Origin of the sequence: Maritimibacter harenae (assembly GCF_009882975.1) — a bacterium.
Lineage (GTDB): Bacteria > Pseudomonadota > Alphaproteobacteria > Rhodobacterales > Rhodobacteraceae > Maritimibacter > Maritimibacter harenae.
This window is the reverse complement of sequence record NZ_WTUX01000003.1, coordinates 68,070-69,891: the sequence shown is the minus strand read 5'-3', so window position 1 is coordinate 69,891 and position 1,822 is coordinate 68,070. Positions and strand designations below refer to the sequence as shown.

General features: G+C 65.0%; 1 protein-coding gene and 1 pseudogene. Both read right to left on the bottom strand.

Annotated features, from left to right (window positions below):
- Positions 1 to 270: 270 nt before the first annotated feature.
- Entirely contained in the window at positions 271 to 1,359 is a 1,089-nt protein-coding gene (locus GQE99_RS01615) for a thiamine pyrophosphate-dependent enzyme (RefSeq protein WP_456237982.1), read from the bottom strand.
- A 298-nt stretch (positions 1,360 to 1,657) separates the two neighbouring features.
- A pseudogene (locus GQE99_RS21825) lies at positions 1,658 to 1,777 on the bottom strand (hypothetical protein); the annotation flags it as partial.
- Positions 1,778 to 1,822: the final 45 nt, after the last annotated feature.

Below are 1,822 nucleotides of genomic sequence, written 5' to 3'. Positions count from 1 at the left end.
GCCGTCCGATTTCCAAAGAATGCGAAGGANAAATCCATTGCCCGAAGGTCACACCTTCGCTGGTCAGGCGCATCTGAAGCGAACGGTTGAAAGACCGCGCGGCGAGCCGGATGAGACGAGCGAGACGTTCTTCGTCGTAATCCGGGGCTCCGCCGGCCTTGGGGGCCGGCGTCTTACCCCCTGCCGAAACTTCATCGCTCATCGCAGATCAACCCCTTGATCGAAAATCCTCTTCCGGCCGGACCGGACGGTGAAGCGCAGGATGGCCGTTCAGTCCGGGTCTGGCAAGTGCACGTTGCGAAACCGTGATTGATCCCTCAAAGCATGAGCATACCCGCTTATTCCTGGGTCATTCCTGCCGCCATTGCCTCGCTGTAGCCGGGACGCACGCGGACGTCGACCACCGCGACGGATCCACGGCCGACCGCGGCGATCGCCTCGGCAAATACCTCGCCCAAGTCCNGCGCGCGCCATGGCGGCGATATCGATGTCCGGCTCGTCGATGGCCTGGCCTACGTGCTTGTTTTCGACGGGGCGGCCGCGGTCGCGGGCAACACGCTCCTGGTGGATTTCGTCGTTGAAGTAGGACCGGTTGTTGGCCACCACGATCAGCAAGGGCACCTCGTGATGCACGGCCGTCCAAAGCGCCGTGCAGCCCATCAGGAAATCCCCGTCCCCCAGCACTGCAACCGGCAAACGCCCCTGCCCGCGCAGCGCCAAGGCAGAGCCGACCGCCATGCCGGGGCCAGAGCCGATGCCGGCACCGCCATCGTAGCCGAGGTAATCCAAGGGTGTCGCGAAGTCACATTTCTCGCCGTTCCAGCTGAGCGTCAACCGCAGGTAGCTGGGCTCATGCCCCCGCACCGCCAGGGCCAAGGCGTCTGCAAGGCTGTCGACTGAGATTTCGCCTTTCGCCCGTGGCTTGGGATCAGCGACCAAGAGCGCCTGTTCGCCCTGCTCCGCGACGTGACCGATGTCGCAAAGCGCATTGACCACATCATCGGGGCGCGCCAATAGCGTGAAATCCGTGGCCGGCATCGCCTGGTGGTCCAGCGACCAGCCGTTTTGAAGAAAGGGCTCGAGCGTCACGTTCACCACGCGGGTCGCGCCGGGCTTCAACCCGGCCTGATCCAGTGTCCCCGCAAGGTCGACCCAGTCGAAGGAAACGACAAGATCCGCGTCCGCGATCACCTTGCCCGCTTCGGGCGAGAGGAAGTAGCCCGGCGCTCCAGCATGCAGCGGGTGGCGCGTCGGGAAGGCGGCCGCGACCTTGATGTCGGTCACCACCCTGGCGCCGAAGCGTTCGGCTAGCGCAACCCGGCGCTCCCAGTCTCGGCCATCGCGCGAAACCCGCCCCATCAGGAAAACCGGTGCCTCTGCGCCCTCGAGCATGTCCCACAACTTTTTCGCATCCGGCGCGGCAACAGCAGGAAGCTGCGGGGCCNTTTTCTTCCTGAACGCTCACGTCGAAACAGACATAGGTGGGCGCCATCGGGGGCGTGGCCGTGATCGACGCGGCGCGCAGCATGGATGCCAGCGAGGCATCAAGCGACGCCGGCTGGTCGTCCCACTTCACGTAAGGACGCACCACCGCCGCCTGGTCCCGCGAGGTATGCAACCAGTCGATCCACGGCCGCCGCTTGGCCGCATCCACCGGTCCGGTGGCGCCGTAGACAAGCATCGGCACCCGGTCGCACCAGGCGTTATATAGTGCCATCGCCGCATGCATGAGCCCCACGTTGGCGTGCAGGATCACGCCTAGGGGTTGCTCGGTCACCTTGGCCCAGCCGTGCGCGATCGCCACTGCGTGTTCTTCATGCAG